The sequence below is a fragment of the Pontibacter toksunensis genome, from assembly GCF_042686245.1.
Taxonomy (GTDB): domain Bacteria; phylum Bacteroidota; class Bacteroidia; order Cytophagales; family Hymenobacteraceae; genus Pontibacter; species Pontibacter toksunensis.
The window spans coordinates 37,255-60,355 of record NZ_JBHUOX010000016.1; the positions used below are offsets into that span (position 1 = coordinate 37,255).

The 23,101-nt window shown below is 49.6% G+C and carries 15 protein-coding genes; 13 read left to right on the plus strand and 2 right to left on the minus strand.

The genetic code is table 11. The features are described 5' to 3' along the window. The first annotated feature begins 219 nt into the window (after positions 1–219). The 5 genes from ACFS7Z_RS18645 (at position 220) to ACFS7Z_RS18665 (ending at position 7,284) form a co-directional block, all read left to right on the plus strand. On the plus strand, positions 220–1,296 hold the full coding sequence (locus ACFS7Z_RS18645; protein WP_377487777.1) for a glycoside hydrolase family 43 protein: 1,077 nt from the start codon (positions 220–222) through the stop codon (positions 1,294–1,296). A 469-nt stretch (positions 1,297–1,765) separates the two neighbouring features. Further along, positions 1,766–2,881 carry an FG-GAP repeat domain-containing protein gene (locus tag ACFS7Z_RS18650; RefSeq protein ID WP_377487779.1) on the plus strand — a complete coding sequence of 372 codons (1,116 nt, stop codon included), beginning with the start codon at positions 1,766–1,768 and terminating at the stop codon, positions 2,879–2,881. Positions 2,882–3,031: 150 nt separating this feature from the next. Further along, positions 3,032–3,685 carry a 3-keto-disaccharide hydrolase gene (locus tag ACFS7Z_RS18655; RefSeq protein WP_377487781.1) on the plus strand — a complete coding sequence of 218 codons (654 nt, stop codon included), beginning with the start codon at positions 3,032–3,034 and terminating at the stop codon, positions 3,683–3,685. A gap of 194 nt (positions 3,686–3,879) precedes the next feature. Next, the gene (locus ACFS7Z_RS18660) at positions 3,880–6,759 is read left to right on the plus strand and encodes a PVC-type heme-binding CxxCH protein (RefSeq protein ID WP_377487783.1); all 2,880 of its coding nucleotides are present in this window, start codon (positions 3,880–3,882) and stop codon (positions 6,757–6,759) included. A gap of 330 nt (positions 6,760–7,089) precedes the next feature. Then, positions 7,090–7,284, plus strand: a complete 195-nt coding sequence (locus ACFS7Z_RS18665) for a hypothetical protein (RefSeq protein WP_377487785.1) — start codon at positions 7,090–7,092, stop codon at positions 7,282–7,284. Between the two features lie 91 nt (positions 7,285–7,375). Here the strand turns inward: ACFS7Z_RS18665 and ACFS7Z_RS18670 are convergent, their stop codons facing one another. Both ACFS7Z_RS18670 and ACFS7Z_RS18675 read right to left on the minus strand, forming a co-directional pair. Beyond that, positions 7,376–9,514 carry a plastocyanin/azurin family copper-binding protein gene (locus ACFS7Z_RS18670; protein WP_377487787.1) on the minus strand — a complete coding sequence of 713 codons (2,139 nt, stop codon included), beginning with the start codon at positions 9,512–9,514 and terminating at the stop codon, positions 7,376–7,378. A gap of 30 nt (positions 9,515–9,544) precedes the next feature. Beyond that, positions 9,545–11,431: a family 16 glycoside hydrolase gene (locus ACFS7Z_RS18675; RefSeq protein ID WP_377487789.1), complete on the minus strand. Its 1,887-nt coding sequence runs from the start codon at positions 11,429–11,431 to the stop codon at positions 9,545–9,547. Positions 11,432–12,263: 832 nt separating this feature from the next. On the opposite strand from ACFS7Z_RS18675, the gene ACFS7Z_RS18680 reads away from it, so the two are divergent. The 8 genes from ACFS7Z_RS18680 to ACFS7Z_RS18715 all read left to right on the plus strand — a co-directional run bounded on the left by ACFS7Z_RS18680 (position 12,264) and on the right by ACFS7Z_RS18715 (position 22,916). Continuing rightward, positions 12,264–13,703 carry a 3-keto-disaccharide hydrolase gene (locus ACFS7Z_RS18680; protein WP_377487791.1) on the plus strand — a complete coding sequence of 480 codons (1,440 nt, stop codon included), beginning with the start codon at positions 12,264–12,266 and terminating at the stop codon, positions 13,701–13,703. A gap of 143 nt (positions 13,704–13,846) precedes the next feature. Then, the gene (locus tag ACFS7Z_RS18685) at positions 13,847–15,196 is read left to right on the plus strand and encodes a Gfo/Idh/MocA family protein (RefSeq protein WP_377487793.1); all 1,350 of its coding nucleotides are present in this window, start codon (positions 13,847–13,849) and stop codon (positions 15,194–15,196) included. A 223-nt stretch (positions 15,197–15,419) separates the two neighbouring features. Then, entirely contained in the window at positions 15,420–16,490 is a 1,071-nt protein-coding gene (locus ACFS7Z_RS18690; protein ID WP_377487795.1) for a DUF6807 domain-containing protein, read from the plus strand. Positions 16,491–16,754: 264 nt separating this feature from the next. Further along, the gene (locus ACFS7Z_RS18695; protein WP_377487797.1) at positions 16,755–17,801 is read left to right on the plus strand and encodes a LacI family DNA-binding transcriptional regulator; all 1,047 of its coding nucleotides are present in this window, start codon (positions 16,755–16,757) and stop codon (positions 17,799–17,801) included. Positions 17,802–17,928: 127 nt separating this feature from the next. Beyond that, positions 17,929–18,750, plus strand: a complete 822-nt coding sequence (locus ACFS7Z_RS18700; protein WP_377487799.1) for an SDR family oxidoreductase — start codon at positions 17,929–17,931, stop codon at positions 18,748–18,750. Positions 18,751–18,781: 31 nt separating this feature from the next. Beyond that, complete coding sequence (uxuA, locus tag ACFS7Z_RS18705) at positions 18,782–19,954, plus strand: mannonate dehydratase (protein ID WP_377487801.1); 1,173 nt, start codon at positions 18,782–18,784, stop codon at positions 19,952–19,954. A gap of 11 nt (positions 19,955–19,965) precedes the next feature. Beyond that, positions 19,966–21,426, plus strand: coding sequence for a glucuronate isomerase (gene uxaC / locus ACFS7Z_RS18710; RefSeq protein WP_377487803.1), 1,461 nt, complete (start codon positions 19,966–19,968; stop codon positions 21,424–21,426). A 308-nt stretch (positions 21,427–21,734) separates the two neighbouring features. After that, on the plus strand, positions 21,735–22,916 hold the full coding sequence (locus ACFS7Z_RS18715; protein WP_377487805.1) for a Gfo/Idh/MocA family protein: 1,182 nt from the start codon (positions 21,735–21,737) through the stop codon (positions 22,914–22,916). The last annotated feature ends 185 nt before the right edge of the window (positions 22,917–23,101 follow it).

Consider the following 23,101-nt stretch of genomic DNA (forward strand, 5'->3'; position numbering starts at 1 on the left):
TTTCTGTCTCCTTCTATCTCTCTGGAAAGCAGAAGGAAATAAAGTTGTTGCAGGCGCACTTGCACCGGTAGGCCTGAGCAGTGATATTAGACAATGCACATGCTGTTTGGGCAGGCGCTAATCAGGCATTACGAAAGGAGGTGGAAATCTTCGGTAAAGCAGACCAGTTTACAAATAAGTATGAGTTTCTTATTGCTTGTCATTATAATGCCAAAGCCTATGAAAAAGACATGCATCCGATTTCTATTCATACTTGGTTTCGGTGTTGCCTGTCAGCCCGGAGAACAGGCAGCTTCAGAGCCAGAGATTGTTCCCTCTGCTTCAGAGGCACCGGCTGCTGCCAAGGCCTATACCAACCCGGTATACGCCGCCGACTTTGCCGACCCTACTGTTATCAGAGCGGCTGATGGTTACTACTATGTTTACGGTACCAACACAGAGGTAAAAGGAGAGACAGTGAATATCCAGGTAGCCCGCTCAAAAGACATGGTGACATGGGAGCATGTGGGAGATGCCCTGCCGGAAAAACCAGTTTGGGCAGGCAAGGATTTCTGGGCACCGCACGTACTCTATGATGCCATTAATCAAATGTATTACCTGTATTACTCAGGAGAGTCCCGAAGCGAAACCGAAGGCAAGTGCTTGGCGGTAGCAACTTCTAAAAGTCCCTCCGGTCCGTTTGCGGATAAGGGCGAGCCTTTGCTCTGTGGGGAAAGTTTTGAAAGCATCGATCCGATGGCTTACGACGAGTCGGCAACAGGTAAGAAACTGCTGTACTGGGGCTCTGCTCACTTACCCATTAAGGTGCAGGAGCTTACGGAGGATCGGCTGAGCTTTAAGCCTGGAACCAAGCCAACAGAGGTTGTACAGGCCATACACAACAACGACCCGGCTAACTATCAGAACCTTGTAGAAGGTGCATGGGTCAGGTTCAGGGACGGCTACTATTACCTCTTTTACTCCGGCGACAACTGCTGCGGCGACAAAGCCCACTATGCCGTGATGGTAACACGCTCCAAAAATGCCACTGGCCCCTTTAAAACGCTAGCAGAGGCAACCGGAAGAGAGAACAGCTTGATATTGGAACGTAACGAACAGTGGATAGCTCGGGGGTATAACTCCATCGTTACAGATGATGCCGGCCAGGATTGGATAATTTATCATGCTATTGACGCGAATAAACTAAATAAGGGCCGGGTAATGCTGATGGACAAAATTATTTACAGGGATGGCTGGCCTCAGATTGAAACAGGCACGCCTTCTGTAAGTGCACAGCAGGCACCTGTCTTAAAATAAAGCGACTTTATAGAAGCGGAAAATGCTATCAGCACCATGACAACATATCCTTGGTTTACTTCCTGACTGGCTTATCGGCTTTCTGTAGTCTTTTGTAGTGAAAATAGGGGAAGGTTAAGCAGCTTTAACAATCCGTGTTATTCATTTACTTTGTTAAAACCATAGTATGGTTATGCCTCCTTTATATGATAAAATCTATTGATTGACACCTCATTACTGTGCCTATCGTTTATGCGTAAAGTAGTATAACCATCTTTTGATTTTGGGGTGGGTACTGCACCCTCCATATGAAGTATTAGCAAATAATAATTACTCATAACCAAATTTCTCCTGCATGAAAGACCATAGCGCGCCTCGTACAAGTGATGGATCTCGGATACTGCACCAGGCTAAGGCAAAGCCCACATTCCTCGTCCTGTTGCATTTAGCTTTCTGCCTGATAACGGGGTGCAGGTCAACGGAGAAATCAGTGTATAATGATACCGAACAGAAAGAAATATCCTTCACCAGGCAAATATTAACAGATGAGTTTCTTGCCGAGGGAGTAGCTGTTGGAGATGTAAATAAAGATGGCAAAATGGATGTGCTGGCTGGTGCTTACTGGTTCGAGGCGCCTGACTGGGAAAAGCATGAACTGACAGTGCCTCAAAAGTTTGAGTACGATAAAGGTTACAGCAATGCCTTTGTGAGCCATGCTATGGATGTGAACCTCGACGGCTGGGTGGATTTCGTGCGGGTCGGTTTTCCGGGCCAGGAAGTACAGTGGTTCGAGAACCCAAAGCAGGAAGGGGTGCACTGGAAATCGCACCTCATTCATGAAACATTAGGCAACGAGTCAGCGGGCTTTTTTGATGTGGACGGCGATGGCAAGATGGACGTGCTGGGCGGCGATTCTCCCAAAGGGCAGATGGTTTGGTTTAAGGCACCCGTTTCCGGCGATAACCTGGAGTGGCAGCGATTCACCATTAGCCAGGAGAAAAGTCCCGGCTCAGAGCCATTTTCGCATGGGCTTGGCCTGGGCGACATGAACAAGGACGGACGCCGGGATGTCATCATCAGGGAAGGCTGGTGGGAGGCACCATCAGATCCGCAGCAACCTGATTGGGAATTCCATGAAGCTAACCTGGGCGAGCCAGCCGCTCAAATGCATGCCTATGACTTTGACGGAGACGGAGACCAGGATGTGGTTTCCTCATCGGCGCACGCACTGGGAGTCTGGTGGCACGAACAAGGTACGGACGAGCAGGGGGAAACAGTATGGAAGACGCACCTTATATCAGATGCCTTCACCCAATCACATGGGCTGGTGCTCACAGATGTTAACTCGGACGGGCACCCTGACCTGGTGACGGGGAAACGTTATTTCGCCCACATGGGCAAGGATCCGGGCGAGTTCGAGCCGGCTGTGCTGTACTGGTACGAGTTTAAGCCCGGTGCAACGCCTGCCTGGGTACCGCACCTGGTAGATGATAATTCCGGGGTAGGGGTAGAAGTGGTGGTGGAAGACATGAACGGCGATGGGATGAAGGATATCATAGTGGCCAATAAGAAAGGCGTTTTTGTCTTTGAGCAGAAACGGAATTGACATTCTCTGCCATATTGTGTCACTTGTATTTGGTGCCATAATCTTTTGTGATTGCGCCAAATAATAATCAAGAAAAGTATGAAGGTTATACTTACTGCCCTCTTTCAACAGGCAAGTATAAGAGAGAAAGCTGACTTAAAACGGCATGATATGAGAACGATAATTTTTCTGCTAGCGCTGCTGGTCTTCTGTGTTCCTCCCTCCACAGGTCAGTCTAAAGCAAAACGGGTTCAGCTGTTCGATGGAAAGACATTTAAAGGCTGGGAGGGAGACACCGTTAACACCTGGTGCATCCAGGAGGGAGCCTTGGTGGGAGGTTCTCTGACGGAAACTGTGCCTCACAACGAGTTTATCAGCACTACAGAGAGCTATGATAACTATGTACTTAAGCTCAAGTTTAAACTAACCGGTGATGACGGCTTCATAAATGGGGGTGTCCAGTTCCATAGCCAGCGGATAGCTGAGCCAGCCTATGAAATGGTAGGCTACCAGGCAGATGTTGGAGAAGGTTACTGGGGCAGTTTGTACGATGAATCCCGCCGGAACAAACTCCTTGCTACCGCTGACCCTGCTCAAGTTAAACGACTGCTCCGACCCAATGAGTGGAATGATTATGAAATCCATAGCGAAGGGCGACGCATCCGGATATACCTGAACGGGGAAAAGACTGTTGATTACACAGAAGAAGATACCACCATTCCGCAGTCGGGCCTTATTGCCCTTCAGATTCATGGCGGGGGCAAGGCGCAAGTATTTTACAAGGATATCTACCTGGAAGAACTGCCTGAAAAAGGTAAAAGATGACGACGCTGCTTGATTACATGGGCTACAAGTTGATTTCTAAGTTTAATTTTAAAATATTTATACCTGATATTGCTTCTCTGTCTCAATTAACTGTTTGATGATAAGTTAATTGAATGATTTTAAATGTCTTCTGTTTACTGATGCCGGTAATCCAGCATTACCTGTCCTGATTTATTACCTCAAACACCAAATTTATGATAACCCTATCCCGGTTGCTCTTTTTGATACTGCTTGCAGTATGCCTGCATCCAAACGCCTATAGTTCAAACCTCAATTCTGGCCCCTCAAAAGATAAGAAGGCTGATCGGTATGATCGCGAATACACGCTGAAAGCTTCCATTCTCGGCTATTTTGATTTAGATGGAAAACGCAATCCTGTGCTGCAAGCTCAGAAGGGAGAAACAGTGCGGATCAAAATCGTAAATGGCGAGCCTATGACCCATGATATCGCCCTGGAGAAGCTCGGCATCAGAAGCCGTGTGCTGGTAGAAACGGGAGATACCGCAAGCATTGTTTTCAAGGCTGTGAACAGCGACATCTATTACTGCACTATTCCCGGACACCGTGCTGCGGGCATGGTAGGCAAATTTGAGGTAGTGGATGGTCCTATCAAAAAAGAGGTAACCATTGCCGGCCTGACACCCAAAAAAGGAGGAAAAGACCTGAACCTGAACTTTGAGAAAGGAAGCCTGCAGGATTGGAAAGCAACGGGCGATGCCTTTGCAAGTCCTATCATATCAGAGGACCCTTCTCCGGTACATGAAAAGGATATGAAAATCGGCTTTTCCGGAAAGCACTTCATAACGAGCGGCGGAACCAAAAACTACAAGGGAACCGGTACACTGACATCGGTGCCTTTCACTGTGACGCATCCTTTTGCCTCTTTCAAGGTATCAGGAGGTGCCTTGCAGGATACACGGGTAGAAATAGTAAGGGCAGACAATGACGAAGTTTTCTTTCAAATAACAGGAGCGGGTCGTCCAACGCTTCAACCGGTTGTAGTTGACCTGACACCGCTGCTAAACAAGGAAATCTACGTCCGCATTGTCGACAACGAAACGGGAATTTCGCAAATTCCCTACATTGGGGATGATACCTGGGCCCACATCAATTTTGACGATTTTCAGTTCTATCCGGAGCGGCCTAATTTTTCGAACGAGCTAAAACCAAGCGATATCGTTATCCTTCCTCCCCTGGACCCGGTTATCCATTCAGGGCTTTCAGGTAAGGAAGCTGCAGATGTCATGACAACGCACAACGGCTTTTCTGTGAAACTGGCAGCTGCTGAGCCGGATGTCATCCGCCCTATCAGCTTTACCACAGATGCCCGCGGAAGGCTTTGGGTGGCGGAGGCCCATACGTATCCTATTCGGGCACCTGAAGGCCAGGGCAGAGACCGCGTACTCATATTTGAGGATACAAACGGCGATGGCACATTGGACAAGCGAAAGGTCTTTATGGAAGGCCTGAATCTGATTAGTGCCATTGAAGTGGGTATGGGCGGCGTCTGGCTTGGTTCAGCACCCCAACTCTTGTTTATTCCTGTTGACGAGAAGACTGACAAACCTGCTGGCCCACCGCAGGTACTTCTGGATGGCTGGGGTATCGACGATACGCACGAAATACTGAATAGCTTCCGATGGGGACCAGATGGTTGGCTTTATGGTACGCAGGGGGTGTTCACGCATTCCAACGTCGGAAAGCCGGGAGCGCCCAACTCAGAGCGAACAAAATTGAACGCCGGCGTATGGCGCTTCCACCCGACTTCAAAGAAATTTGAGCTATTCTCAGAAGGTACGAGTAACCCCTGGGGTATTGATTTCAATGACTACGGGCATTCCTTTATTACGGTATGCGTTATCCCCCACATGTTTCACGCCATTCAGGGCGCAAGGTATCAGCGGCAGGCCGGGGAGCACTTCAACCCTTATACTTACAATGATATCAAACAGGTAGGCGACCATGTGCATTGGGTGGGAGACAGGGGACCCCATGCTGGAAACTTCCGATCAAATGCGAAAGGAGGCGGTCATGCTCATGCGGGTGCTATGATTTACCTGGGAAGTGAGAACTGGCCCGAGGAGTACCGCAACAAGATTTACATGAACAACATCCATGGCAGCAGGGTGAACACCGATGTGCTCGAAAGAAGGGGTTCGGGGTATGTAGCACTGCACGGCGAAGATTTCCTTTTGACGAACGATACCTGGTCGCAGTGGCTCAACTTCAGATACGACCCCAGCGGTTCTGTTTTCGCTATCGACTGGTACGACAAGAACCAGTGCCATAGCCCAAACCCGGATGTGCATCAAAAGACGATGGGGCGTATCTTCAAAATCAGCCATGAGACAGACGAGTGGGTGCAGGTGAATTTATCAAAAGCCTCTAACATGGACCTGGTGAAGCATCAGCTTAACAAAAACGAGTGGTATGTCAGAACAGCACGACTCATACTGCAGGAGCGCGGGCCTAATAAGAAAGTACATAGAGCCCTGAAAAAGATTCTGAACGAGAACCCGGATGTAAGCAGAAAGCTGCGGGCTCTTTGGGCGCTCCATGTGACAGAGGGGATTAGCGAGAAAGAACTGCTCAAATTGCTGGACCACGAAAGTGAGTATATCAGGAGTTGGGCCATTCAACTGATGGCAGAAGACAAAGACCTCTCTGATGCTGCCCTGAAACGTTTTGCAGAGCTGGCAAAAACTGACAACACAGCGCTTGTAAGGCTTTACCTGACTTCGGCCATTCAAAGAATAGCGCCAGAGAAAAGATGGGAAACGCTGGAAGCCCTGGTGCAGCGGACAGAAGATAAAGATGACCACAACATGCCCCTTATGCTCTGGTATGCGTTTGAGCCAACTGTGCCTACAGACATGAACAGAGCGGCTGACTTGGCGCTGAAGGCAAAGGTGCCTCATGTGCTGCCCTATACTATCCAGCGCATCGGTGCCATCAATTCTGCGGAGTCTGTTAAAACCTTGCAGGACCTGCAGCAGCGCCTGGAGAAAATGGAGGGTTCGCATGAGAACCATGAGATACAAGCGCTGATTAAAAAGCTGCTTGTTAAAAACTAAAAGTTTGTTCTCTCTTCGGGAAAGATTGAGCAAGTAAAAAGAGGTTGCCATATATTGGCAGCCTCTTTTTTTGAGTAGAAAAGTTTCTTTGATGCAAACCACTACTGGGTGAATCCCCGCTTAGGAGGAGTTGGAGTATGATTAAGTCGAATCTTTCAAGTATGGGGAATTTTCTGTACAAGGTGCAAAAATATTTGTATTCAGGAAGTGGAAGATCTGAAAACTATGGTTTGCCGCTGTAACAGAGGTGCGTGTGCAATATTGTATCTTTGGTCTATTAGTTACTAACCTTTAACCCTTAATTTCATGCAACATCAAAATGCAAAGTACATGGTAGCTTACGAGAAGGTAAAGAAGGTATTGATAGAGAACGGTAGGATTCAACGCCCTACTCTTGAAGAGATAGCGGGAGAACATGCTCTTTCAATATATCTCGACTTAAAGAACTCTGAAGAGGTAGAAGAGATTGACTTCCAGGTCAACGAGGCGAGCCAAATACCAATGTTTATTAAGCTGAAGCGCTAAACAGAAAAGCCCCGGCCAAATTGGCTGGGGCTTTTCTGTTTTTGAAATCTATGCAGGCTTTTCTGAATCCGAAAGCTTATAGCAACATCTGTTACTCCACCACTTTCAGCGTGCCCTGCATCACATAGAAGTGCCCTGGCACCGTGCAGACATAGGTATACTCGCCAGGTTTGTCAGGCGCCACAAAGTAGATGGCTTCTGTCTCGCTGGGCTGCAGCAGTTTCGTGTGGTACAGCACTTTGTCTGTCTGCGGAATATAGTTCTTCTCCTGTCCTTCCAGGCCCAGCTTCATGGCCATTTCACCCACCTCTATGGCAGTGCCCGGCAATACCACCACAAAGTTATGCAGCATGTCGTCGTTGTTATGGAACACCACCTTTACCTTGCTGCCCGCCTTCACGCGTATCTGTGAAGGGTCGAACTTAAGCCCGGGCTTGGTGCCCAGGTTGATGGTGATATCGGCTTCTTTTGTCCAAGAGGCAGGTCTTTTTGTTACGCGCTTGGCTCCTTTGGCTTCGGCGGGCTTGGCGGCGGCTGCTTTTTTGGCTGTGGCCGTTTTCGCAGTGGCTGGCGCTGTTTTAGAAGTGGAGGCCATGGCCATATGGTTACTGTGGTTGGCTGCTGCTATAGCCAGTTTTTCCCCATCCGGGAACTGGTTGAGCGTGTAATAGCCTACGGTGTGCAGCAAAGGCTTACCGTCTGCCGCACGAACACCCTCTGCCGTAATTTCATGAATATATCCTTCCCGCAGGCCGTCTACTACAAGGCGGGCTTTCAGTCCATCCTCTGATACCACCACACCCCGCACCGGGCATTTCTCATTGTTGATAACAGGGCTGCCGTAAGCGGCCTGATACTTATAGTTGAAGCCTGTAACAGCATAAGCAGAAGGGTCAGCAGCCTGTTTCTTGTTAACAGGAAGCGTAAACTCTATCTCAAAACCATCCGGCATCGCCTTCACCGTCTTCATCTCGAAAGGAGTTTTGCCGGTCCAGACAAGGCGCTGCAGGCCGAAGAGTTCTTTTCCGGTAGAGGACCAGCCGCGGCTGGTCATGCCGCTGAACATAGCGCCGTCGCTGCCCCACACCAGCCGGAGAATACCCGAAGAGAAGCCCTCCCTGAAAGGGAACACCACGCCCTGGTACTGCCCCTTTACTTTCTCCAGCGCTACCCGCATAATTTTACTCTGCCCCTGGTCTCCCACAAAAAGCTGGTTCTCGAAAGGCCCGAACTTTCCGTTTGTGTTATCATTCAAAATACCGGAGGTGGAGATGCCCAGGATACCGTGCGGCAACCAGACAGCCGGCGGCTTCAGCGCGTCCACCCGCTTCGCCACATCGTAAAGCGGCTCGCCGGTGTTCGGGATGTCCTCTGGCTTCAGGTCGACAGTGGCGCCCGGCAGGTCTGACCAGCGAAGGCTTTCGGCATTGCCTGCGAAGTCGCCTTTCTCCAGGTGCGTGATGCGGCCCGAGCCTACCCAGTCCCCCTGGTTTTCGGTATAGAACACGTCACCGGCTTCGTTTACGTTAAAGCCAGAAGGCGAGCGCAGGCCCGATGCAACAGGTGTCATTTTTCCGTCCGGCGTTATTTCCAGCATCCAGCCACGCCACGGAACCAGGCTCACACCATGGCCCAGGCTATTGCTCCAGCCCAGGTTCAGGGTCACCAGCATGTTTCCGTTTGGCATAAACAGGGGGCCATAGGAATATTCGTGGTAGTTGCCCGACAGCGGCCAGGAATATACTTTGTCGTAGGCGTCAGCCACGCCGTCGCCGTCATTGTCGCGGAGGCGGGTGATTTCGCTGCGTTGCGTCACGTAGATGTCGCCGTCTTTGTAAGCCAGTCCCAGCGGCTCATGCAACCCGTAAGCAAAGCGCTTGTAAGATGGCTTGGCATTACCAGAAACATTCGGGTTAGAGATGATCCATACTTCTCCTCTGCGGGTACAGGCGGCCAGGCTGCCATCCGGCAGTGTCGCCATTCCGCCTACTTCCAGCAACACTCCCTCTGGTATCGGCAGCGAAATCAATTTATAGAAGTCGTCTTCCACTTCCGGAATGGCATCGGCCTCTTCCAGGCCTTCAGGCGCCGGTGCGGGCTGTTTGCTTCCTGTTTCAGGGTTTACCCTGGCCTTTTTCTGCGCCAAAGCCGGTTGCCCACTTAGGGTAAGCAGGCAGAGCGCAACAAGTGCAGCCTTTGTTAAATGTGTAATTCGTGCTATATTTTTCATGATGATTTTTCTCCTCCTGATGTCTGAAGCCTACCAAACAATGTTATACTTTACCTCCGTGGCGCCATTTTTGGCTTTCACGGGCAGCAGCAGCTCTTTCACGTTTTGTGCCGTATTCCGGATAACAGGTTTTGCCCTGCGTGGTAACTCTATCAGGTACTCTTTATCATTGATGGCGTAAAGGCCGTTGGGCAGCTTTTTGATTTCATTTCCTGCGGCCACCCTGCACCATAACTCCCCCTGCTCCTGGCCAGGTATCACCGTCAGGGAATGGGTGAGTTTTCTTCCTCCCTCGTTCACTTCAAACACGTCCTTCACACTGGCGCCACCTAAGGTATAGTTAAAGGTCGGGCGGCCGTTCTTGTCTACTTCATACCCGAGGTAGTTGTAAGCGGTGTTGGAGTCAGGCCAGGACATGTCTTTATCATTCAGGTATGCAAGGGTTGGGCTGCCGGCAAGCTCAATCACGCTTCCCATCGGTACGCCCAACTGGCTTTCGCCCCTACCGTGCCACATAGGAGTAGTCTCCATAAAGTTACCGCGCCAGAACTGCAGGAAATCGCCAGTGCCAAGGTCGAGGGTATAATTTGCGCCGCCAGGTTCTCCTACAGATATGGTATGGGTTCTCTTGTCTCCGTTGTGCTCGATAAAGCTCCTGAGCATCACCGGCTCTTTTTCAGCCAGCACCATAATGGCACCCACCGGCTCTGCTGCGCGAAGCGGGGTATTCAGCGCTGTGCGAGGCACGCCTGAGCCTTCTACCGTGAGGGTAAAATCGTTGCTCTGGGCATACCAGTAGCCAAAGTTCTTCAGGTACGAAATCTCTATCGGGTGTTCGCCTGCCTCCAGTTGCACCATCGTCGTGGCGTCCCCACGCTCTCCGTCGATGGAGATAACCTTTTTGCCACCGATAATCATCTCGCCGGCACCGTTTGGCCTTTCCGGGTAGTTGTTGTCATCCGGTATCCAGTCGAGCTCCAGGCTGAACAGGTACTCGCCGGTGCGCGGCACGTTAATGGTTCCGTTAATTTTCCCGCCAAACTCGTCTCTGGTGCCGGAGCCTTGGTGAGCCAGTGCCCTGATGTCCATCTCCTTAACTGGTGTCATCTTATTGAGCTCATCCAGACTTTTCGCTCCGCCTTCGTAGGCCTTCAGTGTCAGGCCCGTCAGGGTGACAGGCTCTGTGCCGAATGCTTTATAACTGATGTTGCGGATGGCTACGCGGCCGTGGTCGCCCTGGATCATCAGCGGGCCCAGCGGTTGCTCATCCTGGAAGGCAGCGGCACGCGTTGGCCCTGTCACTTCCACGTTTTCATGAATAACCACGCCGTTGTGGATAACCTGCACAAACACGGCATTTTCCGTTTTCTGCCCCTGCGCATTAAAGCGCGGCGCCCTGAAAACAATTTTATAATGCTGCCACAGGCCGGGAGCTTTGCTGACGTTTACCGCTGGCGCGTGGCCCTCATACCCTTTCCTGTCGCCGGGGCGGCTTTCGTCCCAGCGCTCATATATGGCTCCGCAGTCTGCGGCTGTCGGGCTTTGCACGCCCCAGCTGTCGAACAGCTGCACTTCGTAGCGCCCTTGCAGGTAAATGCCGGAGTTAGACCCTTTGTCCATCATAAAATCCAGCTCCAGCTCAATGTCACCGTGCTCCATTTTAGTGAGCAGGTTATCCCTGTTCTTATCAGAAGGGTCATTTACCAGTATCCCGGAGCCGGGCTGTATTTTTTCTTTACCAGCCTTCTTCAGGTCGTAATATACATCGCCTGCCAACTGCCAGTTGCCTGCTGCAGGCTGGAAGTCGTTCAGGTTCTGAAGGGAAATGGTAGTGTTGGGCAACTCTCTTTTCTGTGCCATGCCTGTAAAGCCGAATAGCACCAGGAAGAAGAGAATTGACAATGAATTGTATCTCATAGAAACGTTTGTTAAACACCTGTATAAAAGAATGTATAAAACTAAAGCAATTAAGTATAATTAACAATCAGGCGGGCGAGACTGTGCAGGCTGAGCTGCATATGCTATGCATTCTCTGGCGACTAATGCTTATACTGTAAGGTTATTCTTTTTCCAGTATTCCGACATTTACCAGTAGCAGAAAGTTCGAATTTTAATCCAGTGGTATAACTTTATTAGTGTTGCCTCTGATTATTTCGGAGCGGAACCTTTTCTCCCAGGGTACATAAGCGGTGATTTGGCTTTTCAATCCCAAGCAGGCAAAAAGCACACTTTCAGTTTTTAAGATTTTCGCGCAGCATCAGCTAAAAACGCTCTTTACCTTTTATTTCCCTTAAATGAAGTATTTGACATTAAAATGTGTCTAAATGTGATGAAAATACTTTGCCTGTTTCCTTAACTATACTATAGTTTGAACTGTAGAGCGCTAACGCAAGTCATGATAACAGACAAAAAAGATTTGGGATATTAAAATATTTAGTTAACTTTCAATGCCATGAGAAATGATTGACTGCTCACTGTCTTGTTTTTTGAACGAAAGGCACGTGAGGAGTGAAAATAGAAGGCATATTTTTTTTGCCTTTTCTGCAATCGATTCCAAAAAGAAAATTAGCAAGGTACCCATTGGTTGTTTTCGCCATTTGTGAGTTGAATGTCAGCAAAACTGTCACTTTTCACGAGTTTCTCAGGTGTGGCTGGCAATACAGATAATATAATGCCTTAAAGCTTGTAGCGGCTTCGTAGGCCAACGTTGTAATCAAAGAAAAGAACTCAATTTTAAAACCCTAAAACAATGAAAAGAAGTCACCTGCCACTTTTGCTTATGTTGTTTCCTGTCACCTGCGCCCAGTACGGATGCGCTTCAAAGAGTAACGAAGCTGTGAATACTACCGAAACTGTACAGACGGCCGAAAATACACAGGGTGCAGCAGTTGCACAGGAGAATGGCTGGACAAACTTATTCAACGGCAAGGACCTGACGGGCTGGAAGCAGGTAAACGGCAAGGCCCCTTATAGGGTAGAGGATGGAGCTATCGTAGGCACTACCGTCACAGACTCACCCAACAGCTTTCTGGCTACCGATAAGGAGTATGGCGATTACATCCTGGAGTTTGAGGTGATGCTGGACAACGACATCAACAGTGGTGTGCAGTTTCGCAGTATTACAGACCCGGCAGTGATGGATGGCCGCGTACATGGCTATCAGTTTGAGCTAGACCCTTCCGACAGGAAATGGACCGGGGGTATCTATGATGAGGCGCGGCGCGGATGGCTGTACCCGCTTTCGCTGAACCCGGATGCCCAATCCGCCTTCAAAAAAGGAGAGTGGAACAAAGCCAGAATCGAAGCCATCGGCAATAACATCAAAACGTGGATCAACGATGTGCCTGTTGCGGCAGTAGTAGATGATATGACACCCAAGGGCATTATAGCCCTGCAGGTGCACTCTATTGGTAAGGCCGAAGATGCCGGAAAAGAAATAAAGTGGCGGAACATCCGCATCAAAACAGATGATCTAAAGCACCGCGAAGGCCATGATGCCTTTGTCGTGAACCTGGAGCCGAACACCCTCACAGAGCAGGAGAAAGCACAGGGGTGGACCATGCTCTGGGACGGTAAAACAACCAATGGCTGGCGGGGTGCTTACAAAGACAAGTTTCCGGAAGGTGGCTGGAAGATTGAGGACGGAGTGCTGCAGGTGCTGGAATCTGGCGGTGGCGAATCTGTAAACGGCGGTGATATTGTGACGGAGAAAGAGTATGATGCCTTTGACCTGCAGCTCCAGTTTAAGCTGACAGAAGGTGCTAACAGCGGCATCAAATACTTCGTCACAGAAAAAGAGAACGTAAACAATGCGTCTGCCATAGGCCTGGAGTATCAGCTACTGGACGATGAAAGGCATCCGGATGCTAAAATGGGCCGCGATGGGAACCGTACCCTCGCTTCTTTGTACGACCTGAAAACATCTGAGAAAAACCAACGCTTTCTGAAACCAATCGGGGAGTGGAACCAGGCACGCCTGATAGTGAAACCGGATAACACAGTAGAGCATTGGCTGAACGGTATAAAAGTGCTGGAGTACAAGAGAGGCTCTCAAGAGTTCCGGGACCTGGTGGCGAAGAGTAAATACAAGGTCTGGGAGAATTTTGGGGAGGCTGAAAAAGGCCGCATCCTTCTGCAGGACCACGGAAACAATGTTGCCTTCAGAAGCATCAAGATTAAAGAATTATAAGGCGACGAAAACCCAGGTGTAAGCATTCCTCTTCCAAACAACTATCGCTGGAGAAGTAAAGTGGCCTTGGAAGGCTTTCTGCCCGAGCAGAAATCAGTTTTGCATTGAATCATAAATAAAGCTCAAACTAAAACGATTAAGAGATGGATCACAAGGATAATAACAACCGCAGAGACTTTATCAAAAAAGCTGTGATGGGAACAGTAGGCTTGTCCGTGATGGGGATGGGCTTTAGTGCCAAAAGCTACGGAAGAATTCTGGGTGCCAACGACAGGGTAAGAGTGGGAATAGTCGGGTTTTCTGACCGATTCAAACATTCTCTATACCCGGCCATGATGAATCATGCAAAAGAACTGAATTTCGAGTTTGCAGGCGTTTCTGATATCTGGAACCGCCGCCGGGATGAAGCAGAAGCCTATCTGAAGGAAAAGCATGGCACCAAGATTAAAAAGTACCGCAACAACGATGAGATGTACGCCAAAAAAGATGTGGATGCAGTTATCATCAGCACAGCGGACTTTCAGCATGCCTTGATGGGCGTTGAAGCCGTGCGCAACGGAAAGGATGTATACCTTGAGAAACCGATGGCAGAAACCATGGAAGATGCCCGTGCGATTCTGAAAGCGGTAGAAGAGACAGGCAGGATCGTACAGATAGGGTCGCAGCGCCGTAGTGCTCCGAACTACATTGCAGCAAACGATTATATTCGATCCGGCAAGTTCGGAGAAATCAAGATGGTGGAGATGACCTGGAACGTTAATCAGCCCGGCCGTTGGAGAAGACCAGAGTTGGTGAGCCAGATCCGGAAGGAAGACACTGACTGGGAGCGTTACCTGATGAACCGACCTAAAGTAGCCTGGGACCCAAGAAAGTACCTGGAGTATCGCTTGTTCTGGCCATACTCATCCGGCATACCAGGCCAGTGGATGTCGCACCAGATAGACACCGTGCATTGGTTTACAGGCCTGGACCATCCACGCAGCGTAGCGGCCAACGGCGGAATCTACATGTGGAATGATGGCCGGGAGAATCCGGATACCTTAACCGCTGTGTTCGATTACGGTCCGGCAGATGACGCCGCAAAAGGCTTCCAGGTGGTCTATTCTTCCCGTTTCAGCAACTCAGCTGGTGGCGTGAAGGAACTATACTACTCCAATGGCGGCATGCTGAACCTGGACACGAACAAAATCACTTCAGAAGGTGGCTTAACGAAAGATATGGCAGAAGATATGGGCATGCAGGCAAACTTACTGCCGGATTATACCCTGCCAGACCAGACTAAAGTTGCTACAGACGCCAACACAGGCGGCGACCCGATGACGTCGCTGCATATGCGCAACTGGATGGAATGCGTTCGCAGCCGCAAGACGCCGAATGCATCAGTGAAGGCAGGTTACAACCACTCTGTTGCTAACATCATGACGCGCGTAGCGATGCAAACAGGCAAACGCGTTATCTTTGACGACGCGAAGCAGGATGTAGTAGCAAGCTAACAACAGCATCTCCGATAACATTTTTTTTGGAGCCGGTCAGGCAGAATACGTTCTCCTGACCGTTTTCACTAGAGGTACAAGAGCTGCTGTTTAGATTTAAGCCTGTGCTAAAATAAAATCCATTCCTAAGCCCTCCGGGGAGGGGTGATCTATACCTTCAGATAAGATTACAGTTCCGAAAATCGCAAATACTTACGTTTTGTAATAACGCCAGCAAACTGATATGGAAAAGAAATGGATAATGAACCTGGCTTCACTTTTCTTAGCCATAGCATGTACTATGATGGGCGGTGCTTTTACAGCAACAGGCCAGAATAAAGCAAAGCGTTTCCAGCTAACGGAAGACAAGCAAGGCAAACGGGTTGATGTTGTGATAGACGGCAAAGCTTTTACATCCTACATCTACCCGGATGAAGTAAAGAAGCCGGTCTTGTACCCTATACGAACATCGAAAGGCACGACTATTACGCGGGGCTGGCCTTTATCACCAAGGGAGGGCGAGCGGGTGGATCATCCCCACCACGTAGGCCTGTGGTTCAACTACGGCGATGTGAACGGGTATGATTTCTGGAACAACTCCAACGATGTAGGAGACCATAAAGGGCCGTTTGGCACCATTCGCCACCGCAGCGTAGATAAAATGACCAGTGGCAGCGACAAGGCAGAGCTGGAGGTAAGTGCAGAATGGCAAAAGCCGGACGGTACGGCCATGTTGCTGGAAAAGACCAGGTACGTATTTAGCGGCGAAGGAGACACGCGTGTTATTGACCGCATCACAACCCTGAAGGCGCTTGAAGAAGATGTTTTATTTCGGGATAACAAGGAGGGGCTTATTGCGATTCGGCTAGCCAGAGCACTGGAGCATCCGTCTAAAAGTCCTGAGATATTTACGGATGCCAGTGGTAAAGCTACTGCGGTTCCACAGATGAAGAACGAGGGAATTACAGGGCTTTACCAAAGCAGCGAAGGTATAAAAGGGGATGATGTATGGGGCACCCGTGCCGGCTGGGTAAGTGTAAACGGTAAAATAGGGCAGGAGCCGGTAACAGTCGTTATCATGGACAACCCGCAGAATATCGGGTATCCTACGTACTGGCATGCCCGAGGCTATGGGTTGTTTGCAGCAAACCCCTTAGGGCAAGAAGCCATGAGCAATGGGGCAGAGGAGCTAAATTTTAAACTTTCGGCCGGAGAATCAGTTACTTTCAGGCACCGTGTTGTGGTGCATTCAGGAGATAACCTTACTCCTGAGCAGGTAAAGGCCCGGTACCAGAAGTATGTTCCGCAGCATTAAATAACCTTCTGTGGGATAACGCAATGAGTTCGTCTATTATCCGCAATCCTGTGTTTGATAGGCTCGAGGAGAACTAACAGACAGGACGCAGAAAAATGCTTAGTTTCTTTTAGGCTCTGATTCCTGCATAAAACAGATAATCAAAAACATAGAACAACGCCTGATCTTTACACGACGCCTGTGCCACGTTATGTGCCACGGGTAAGTCTAGAATTTAATATATTTAAAAGCAAACATGGTTACGGGGACAACGGCAGCATAAACATGAGTAGACAATCGCAGCACAGATTAAAAGATATAGCCCGGGAACTCGGGGTGTCTACTTCTACCGTTTCAAGGGCTTTGAGCAACCACCCGCACGTTAGCGAGGATACAAAAGAACGGGTAAAGCAGGCGGTGGACAAAGCCGGCTACCAGTTGAATGCCATGGCATCCAGCCTTCGCAAAAGCAAATCCAATATTATCGGGCTGATTGTGCCCAGAATTTCCATGTACTTCCAGTCGGCGGTTATTACGGCCATTCAGAATGAGCTGCAGAAGTGCGACTATAACCTGATGATTTTTCAGTCAAATGAATCGCCGGTGCTGGAAAAGCAGCTGGTGAGTGTGCTGCATGCCTTGCGTGTAGAGGGGCTGATTGTATCCTCTACGCTGTATACAGAAGATTTTTCACCCTTCGATGTCTTCTCGAAGGCGAATGTTCCGCTGGTGTTTTATGACAGGGTACCGAAGACATATTCTGCCCATAAGATACAGGGCGATGATTACCAGGGAGGCTACAAGTCCACGCTCCACTTGCTGGACCAGGGCTGCCGCCGGATAGCACATATCAGCGGGCCGCTTTCCTGTAGCCTGTACAGTGGACGCTACGCCGGCTACCAGGATGCACTCAAAAAATATAATGTCGCGCTGGACGAGAGCCTGGTGTTCTTCCAGGAGTTAACGCATGAAAATGCCCTGAAGACATGCCAGGTGCTGTTTGCGGAAAAGCCCTATCCGGATGGAGTTTTTGCCAGCAACGACACTTCTGCCATTGCGGTGATGGAGTATGCAAGCAGGATGAAGCTGAATGTGCCTGAAGATTTAAAACTGGCAGGTTATTCAAATGATCCGCGCGTGCAAATTGTTCGGCCGTCTATTACGTCAGTGGAGCAGTTTCCATATGAGATGGGCGAGCACGCCGCAAGGCTTATCCTGGATTTAGTCCGGCAAAAAGTAACTGTTGGCAGAAGCCTTATATCGCTTACCACACCAATAGAGTTGATAAAACGGAAGTCCAGTAAAGCTTTAGTTTCAGCTGATAGCTATTAGGTATATTCAAAGTAGTAAGCAAAAGAGCAGAGGCATTGTTATACAGTATATCTGCAATCGATTGTGAGGATGCTACGAAACAAAACATCTTATCAGGCCGGGCCTGATTATCATAAAGAGAACATATATGAGTGGATTAGAGCAGTTTTCATTAGCAGGCAAAGTCATTGTGATGACAGGTGCCACTGGCATTCTGGGCGAAGCCATGTCGCTTGCCATAGGAAAGGCCGGCGCGAAAGTAGCCATACTAGGGCGTAACCAGGAGCGAGCCGATGAGCGGGTGGCCGCTATCAGGGAAGCTGACGGAGAGGCCATGGCGGTGCTGGGTGACGTACTGGATGAAAAGCAAATGCAGGCAGCAAAAGAGGAAATACTTAAGGCATGGGGAACAATTGACGGCCTCGTGAATGCTGCCGGCGGCAACATCCCGGGAGCCACTGTTATGCCAGACCAAAACCTGTTTGACACCAGAGTAGAAGACACCAAAAAGGCGGTAGATCTCAACCTGTTCGGTACTATCATTCCCACACAGATCTTTGGAAGGGTGATAGCAGAAAAAGGAAAAGGCTCCATTGTAAACATCTCCTCACTAACGGCGCAACGTCCACTTACCAGAGTCTTAGGCTACACCATAGCTAAAAAGGCTGTAGAGGCTTACACCCAGTGGATGGCAGTAGAACTGGCACAGCGCTATGGCGATGGGGTGCGGGTGAATGCCATTGCGCCCGGTGTGTTCCTGACGGAGCAGAACAGAACGCTGCTCCTGAATTCAGATGGAAGCTATACCGACAGAGCACAGAAATTCATCAACAACACTCCCTTCCGGCGGCTCGGCGACCCTGAAGAACTGACTGGCACACTCATCTACCTGCTAAGCGACGCATCTAAGTTTGTGAGTGGGGAAACACTGCTGGTAGATGGTGGTTTTAATGCCTTTAGCGGAGTTTAAGCTAATTCGAACGGAAAAATTAAACAAAAATATGCCACTGTTACAAAGCTGGAGATGGTTTGGTCCCAAAGACCCGGTTTCATTACAGGATATCGGGCAGGCCGGCGCCACCGATATCGTTACTGCACTGCACCACATACCCAATGGCGAAGTGTGGCCGGTAGAGGAAATCCAAAAGCGGATAGAGGAAGTGAAGGCTGCTGGATTGGTATGGAGCGTGGTGGAAAGCGTGCCGGTGCACGAGGCAATCAAAACACAAACCGGTGATTTTAGAAGATACATAGAAAACTATAAGCAGTCAATCCGGAACCTGGCCGCCTGCGGTATCTATATCGTTACCTACAACTTTATGCCGGTGCTGGACTGGACCCGGACCGACCTAAGCTATACAGTAGAAGATGGCTCTAAAGCACTGCGATTTGAAAAGGCTGCTTTTATTGCTTTTGATGTTTTTATACTTCAGCGAAAAGGTGCTGAGAAAGACTACTCGGAGCAGGACCTGGAACGGGCAAAGCAGCGGTTTGAGACCATGAGCGGAGAAGAGAAGTTGCTGTTGGAACGAAACATCATCGCAGGCCTTCCGGGCAGTGAAGAGAGCTTTACGGTAGCGCAGTTTCAGCAGGCGCTGGATACATATGATGGCATCGATGCAAACAAACTGCGGCAGCACCTGATACATTTCCTGCAGGAGGTGGTTCCGGTAGCCGAGGAAGCTGGTGTGAAAATGGTAATACATCCCGATGATCCGCCTTACAGTATTCTGGGGCTGCCAAGGGTGGTGAGCACTGCCGCCGACGTGGAAGCTTTGGTGCAGGCTGTCCCTTCACTGAGCAACGGCTTGTGCTTCTGCACAGGCTCTTTTGGCGTGAGACCAGACAATGACCTGCCGGGAATAGTGCGGCAGTTTGCAGACCGCATCTATTTTGTGCACCTGCGCAGTACACAGCGGGATGAATTTGGAAACTTCTACGAGGCCAATCACCTGGAGGGTGATGTGGATATGTATGCTGTGATGAAAGAGCTCATCACCATTAACAGTAAGCGGGAGCAGCCCATCCCGTTCCGGCCAGACCACGGCCACCAGATGCTTGATGACCTGCACAAGGTTACCAACCCCGGCTATTCTGCCATTGGCAGGCTGCGGGGGCTTGCAGAGTTGCGGGGACTGGAAATGGGTATAGAAAGAACGATGTCAGACAAATAAAGAATACTCCTATGAAGGAAGAAAGCCTGGTTACGCCCGCTGCTGCAAAGCGCCGGCACCTGCAGCCGACTAACAGTTTTATGAGTGAGGATTTCCTGCTGCAAACAGAAACAGCAAGGTTGCTATACCACGAGTACGCGAAGGACCAGCCAATCATAGATTACCACTGCCACTTATCGCCAAAGGCCATAGCAGAGAATAAAACGTTTGCCAACATGACGGATATTTGGCTGGCGGGCGATCATTATAAATGGCGGGCGCTGCGGACGCTGGGAGTAGATGAAAAAAATATCACAGGCGATGCCACAGACGAAGAGAAGTTTCTGACCTGGGCGAAAGCTGTTCCTCACACCATGCGCAACCCCTTGTACCACTGGACGCACATGGAGCTGAAGAACCCTTTTGGTGTAACAGAACTGCTGTCGGAGGCAAATGCGCTGCAGGTGTATGCCCACTGTAACGACCTTTTACAGAAGCCGGAATATACTCCAAGAGGCTTGCTGCAGCATTTTGATGTGAGAATGGTCGGCACCACCGACGACCCAACCGACAACCTGCAGTATCACCAGCAAATAGCCACCTCCGATTTCAACATAAAAGTGCTGCCTTCTTTCCGACCAGACAAGGCTTTAAATTTAGCAGGAGGGGAGGCTTTCAGGAGCTATCTCCAAAAGCTTTCTGAAGCCAGCGGAGTGGCTATTAATAGTATAGATACCTTACTGGAGGCGCTGCAGCAGCGGGTGGATTATTTTCATGCCAACGGCTGCCGCGTTTCAGACCATGGCTTGTCGTTCATGCCTTTTAGCAGCACCAGCAGCGGGAAACTCGACTCAGTATTTTCTTCCGTTGTGAACGGAGACGACCAGGACGCTGCTGCGCACGAGCAGGAGTTTGCAAATCTGGTATTGATGGAGCTTTGCAGGATGTATCATCAGAGGGAATGGGTGCAGCAGTTTCACCTGGGTGCGCTGCGCAACAACAACACGCGCATGCTGCAGGTGAACGGCCCGGACACAGGCTACGACTCCATCGGCGATTTCCCGCAGACGTCTAGCATGTCTGCCTTTTTCAATGCTTTAGAAAAAGAAGATAGCCTTGCTAAAACAGTTATCTACAACCTAAATCCTGCTGACAACGCTGCTTTTGCCGCTATGACAGGCAATTTTCAGAGCCCCGGTATAAGAGGCAAAATACAGTTCGGCTCTGGCTGGTGGTTCCTGGATCAATTGGAAGGTATGAAAGACCAGATGAACACCTTGTCTAACATGGGCCTCATCAGCTGCTTCATTGGTATGCTCACAGACTCCCGTTCCTTTTTATCATTCCCAAGGCACGAGTACTTCAGAAGGCTGTTGTGCAATATGTTCGGAGATGACATAGAGCAGGGGCTTTTGCCTGCTGACCTTCCGTGGATAGGAAAGATGGTGCAGGACATCAGTTACCATAATGCTAAGAACTATTTTACTTTTTAATTAAGTATAGTCCGAGTCTTTTAACTTGTGCTGGGTATGGTGAGGCCGCTGGCTGTGAAATACAAATGAAGTTGCGTTGCCAAAACCGGATGATAAATACCTGGTAGTGTAAACCCATCCCTACCCCTCCGGGGAAGGGAATCTCTACACGAGTGTATTCCCCTCCTCGGAGGGGTAGGGGTGGGTTCTTTCAAACTCAGTTATAAAAGTTTCACCTGAGCAAAGTGGCCGGAATCGCGGAATAGCAGACAACAGCGATGCTGCGCGCGCTACGAATGGCTTGAAGAAAATAAAGATTAACAAACACTATGGAAAAGAAAGTTGTACGGGCCGGAATAATTGGCTCAGGCTTCGCCGCCAAATTTCATTACGAAGCACTGCAGCGTGTTTTCAGTGCGAAAGTGGAAATTGTCGGCGCATACTCACCATCCCCGGGTAACCTGCAGGCATTTACAATACAGCGTAACCTGAAAGCTTTCGACAGTCTGGAGCAATTGATGGAGCAGTCTGATGTGATTCATGTCTGCACACCGCCTGTGACGCATGAGCCTATTGTGGTAGCCGCATTAAAACTGAACAAGCATGTTATTGTGGAGAAGCCGTTTACCGGCTACTTTGGCGATGGGAGTGAGCATTTCAGTGGAGATACTTTCTCGCGGGAAGAGGGACTGGAACAAACGCTGAAAAGCATCAGCAGGATGCTGGAGGCGGAGAAGGCAAGCGAAGGCGTGATTATGTATGCGGAGAACTGGGTTTATGCCCCTGCCATACAGAAAGAGCGGGAAGTATTGGAGAAAACAGGTGCTCAGATCATCTGGATGCATGGCGAAGAATCCCATTCAGGATCGCATTCTTTAGCCTATGGGCAGTGGAAGCTTTCCGGTGGCGGATCCATGATCGGGAAAGGCTGCCATCCTTTATCTGCGGCCATCTACCTGAAGCACGTGGAAGGGCGGGCACGCGATGGAAAACCTATCCGGCCGCAGTCGATCTCCGCGCGAACCCATGCCATCACCCGCATGCCAACTTTCAAGGATGAAGGCCACCTGAGAACAATCTATAAGGACATTGAAGACTTCGCCCAACTGCATGTTGTGTTTGAAGACGGTACTATTGCTGATGTGTTTGCAAGCGAACTGGTATTGGGCGGGGTGCATAACTGGATAGAGGTAAACACCAACAACCACCGCACCATCTGTAATATTCACCCTAACAATGCCATGCAAGCCTATACTCCGTCAGAGCATTATTTCAAAGATGTATACGTGGTCGAGAAAACGGAAACGAAGCAAGGTTGGTCGTCTATGTCGCCGGATGAAGCCTGGTTTGCCGGCTACCAGCACGAGATGGACGCTTTCTATAAGTCTGCTGCCTATGGCGAGCCGGTAGAAAGCAACAGCAGCCTGGCCGCCGATGTAATTGCTACTATCTACGCCGGCTATGTCTCCTCGGAGCGAAAAGGAGCGGAAGTAGCCATTACTATACTATAAAGACGTCTCGCAATAACTGCGAAAAAGTCCCCCTTTGAAGGGGGTAGGGGATGAGAGGCGGCTGGGAGTACTAAATTGCTGTGGCTTGATTAGAAGTAGCCTCAGAAAGAGTAAATTGATGATGGATCACAGGTGTGATTAATATCAATCCCCTTAATAGAGAAACAAAAATCGAAGGACATTTT